Annotated in this window: 1 protein-coding gene; it reads left to right on the top strand. The window is 33.8% G+C overall.

Translation table 11 applies throughout. The annotated features are described in order from the left end of the window. Nucleotides 1-1,231 precede the first annotated feature (1,231 nt). Nucleotides 1,232-1,381, top strand: coding sequence for a hypothetical protein (locus tag ASE55_RS20235; protein ID WP_157844623.1), 150 nt, complete (start codon nucleotides 1,232-1,234; stop codon nucleotides 1,379-1,381). Nucleotides 1,382-2,757: the final 1,376 nt, after the last annotated feature.

Raw genomic sequence — 2,757 nt, 5'->3', positions numbered from 1 at the left:
AAGTTAAGCCCACCAGCGCCGATGGTACTGCGAAAGCGGGAGAGTAGGTCGCCGCCAGTCTTTATTTAAAACTCCTTCATTCCGATGAAGGAGTTTTTGCGTTTAATACATACCGTATAAATAGAACTTAATATTTCATTAGTCTGAATTATAGATGGGTTTATATCAACATACTAACACATACCTTACCCAAGCATCAAGTGTTAAATTTGCTAAGGTAATTACAGACTATATTTAGAAGTTATCTCCTCACCATTTCTGATGAAATATAGATTTTGCATGCATTAGTCTTTCTATTTCAAATCTTCTTTCGTAGAGATCCTAATCGAAATATTTCTCATCCATTAGATCTCCTTGGGTTTGGTTTTTACATTCAGAAATGAGCTTAAATTCTCTATATCAGAATCATTTCAAAAGGAAAGGATCTTTTCCAGGATTTTTTATTATAGGTATTATTATATTCCTTGATTTCTTATCTTGCTATTCCTTGTATGGTTGCTGCTTAATTTGATACCAAGAATGATCATATTCCTTTATTATTCTGTAAAAGAAATCTGGATTCGCTTAGAAAACCGTCTTTACTTATACAAGCTGCTAGCTTATTTTTGTTTTGGAGAGTATTCCTTCATAGTTAATTAATGTCACTAACAGTCTGTTCTTAATTATTTATGCTGAGCCTGAAAATTTCCCTAAATCAAAATCCTGTAAATAATTTTTTCCCTGTGCTTAAATGAGACAAAATCTATTTTCTAATTTATCTTTGCTAACGAGTTTTAGAATTTAGTTCTTTTACTTTGTAATTCAAGGTTGATAATTTCTAGGAATTCTTTTTTCTCAAAAAAGTTTAAATAGGCTTATTATATAAAGATATATTGAACAGAATCAGGGGGAACTAGGCTGATTTTTTCTTGGGAACTTAATCTCGCTATCCACTCTTACTCCTCACGCCGAGTTTGCCACTGCATTTTCCTTTGCTTATGCTTTCCTTGTTGCGGGGTAGCCGTTCCTATGGTAAGTTTGCTTTAGTAAAACTACTTTAATAAATTAGTTAAAAAAATTAACCAAAGATTAAAAGCAGCAGGATAAAGGCTGACGTTGCTTTGATACTTAGATATCGCCCCTGATTTTCTCCTCCTGCTGCTGTTTTCTTCCAAGTCCGTATAGAACATTGTTTAGCCATAACTTTTACCATGGTGGATCAGAAGAAAACTTCTTTAAAAAATAGTTTTGTATGTCAAAAGTAATAAAAAAAGTAATTGGAGTAGATGTAGGCGCTAAGTTTTTAACATTAAGCTTCAATGATTTTGAAAATAGAGACCAGGTTTTTAATATAGAAAATATCCAGCGCTCTATTTGTCATTTCTCAAGAAGCTTCGGATAGAAGATTATTGCTTTGTCATTGAGGCCACCGGAAATTACAGCAGTCGTATTTTACATTTATCTTTAGTTCATGGCTTTGATTCAAGTCTGATAAACTGTATGTCTGTTAAGCATTTGCAAGGATGAAAAATATCATAAGCAAGACTGATGCTGAAGATGCCAAACTGATCAGGCTTTACTGGGAGATGTTCCAGCCTGATATTATATTTCTAAAAGTGTTGAGATAGAGTATCTTGATCAGGAACTGAAGCTTCTGAATGATTTGGAGTAAGAAAAAGGAGATATGGCGTGAAGCTGAAATCTATTCGCTATCATCCTCAGATTAATCCAAACACACAAAAACATTACGAGAGAAGATTAAAACACTTAGAAAAAGAGCTTAAGGAAACTAAAGATCTGTTGCAATCTGTTTCAGGGAGTGGTGAAGAATAAGATTAATTATCAACCGGATTATCAAAAAAAAACTTTAAAATTTTAACCTGAATAATTTGCATAGTAACATAGAACATCGGGGCTAGGATTTCGTGGGTATAAAAATAATGGTCTTATAATCCGCTACCTTTAGCATCCCTTATTATCATTCTAATTTAACTTCCACCAGCCATTGTCAATAATCCCGGCAGTAAAAACTCCCCTCCTTTGGAGGGGTGTCAAAAATTTTAGGGATTTTTGACGGGGTGGTTTTAGGATACTTTATTCTTATGTATTGTACGCTTTATATAGTATACCTTATATATAATAAGTATACTACTTAATAACGTTCACTCAAACCTTATAGGTTTTGAAAACCTATAAGGTTTCCCTCAGAGTCTTGATTATACAATTCTCTTAGATGTTCTTAATCCGGAAAGCCTGCTTCCTTGAACTTCTTCTACACTTATAAAGCCTGTTTAAAGAACTGACTCTCCATTTAGCTCTTAGATGTTCTTAATCCGGAAAGCCTGCTTCCTTGAACTTCTTCTACACTTATAAAGCCTGTTTAAAGAACTGACTCTCCATTTAGAACCGGAAACACCTACTTCACCGAACTTTCTTTTACGCCTATAAGTCCTGTTTAAAATCCTTGGTTCGCTGTTTAGAGCTGGAACAACTTCACTTGATTAACATCCAGATAACACTCAGAAGCTTTATTTGATTATTGTGGATAAGTCTGGTTTTATTGTAATGATTTAGGAGTTAATAATATAAGTCTGTACTTACCCACAAAGCGGGTTTTAAAGTGAACAGAAAGTAAATTTTACGTTAAATATATTTGGTTGGTAGGGTTGAAGTTTCTATCTTTGCCCCACTGAAAACGAGAGTTAAGTCAGTAGCGCAGAAGGAGCTTTTAGATAAGCTGAACATTAAGGACTAATCATCTACATTATGTGATTGCTT

The sequence above is a fragment of the Chryseobacterium sp. Leaf201 genome (genome assembly GCF_001421435.1).
Lineage (GTDB): Bacteria > Bacteroidota > Bacteroidia > Flavobacteriales > Weeksellaceae > Chryseobacterium.
This window is presented reverse-complemented; position numbering and strand designations above follow the sequence as displayed.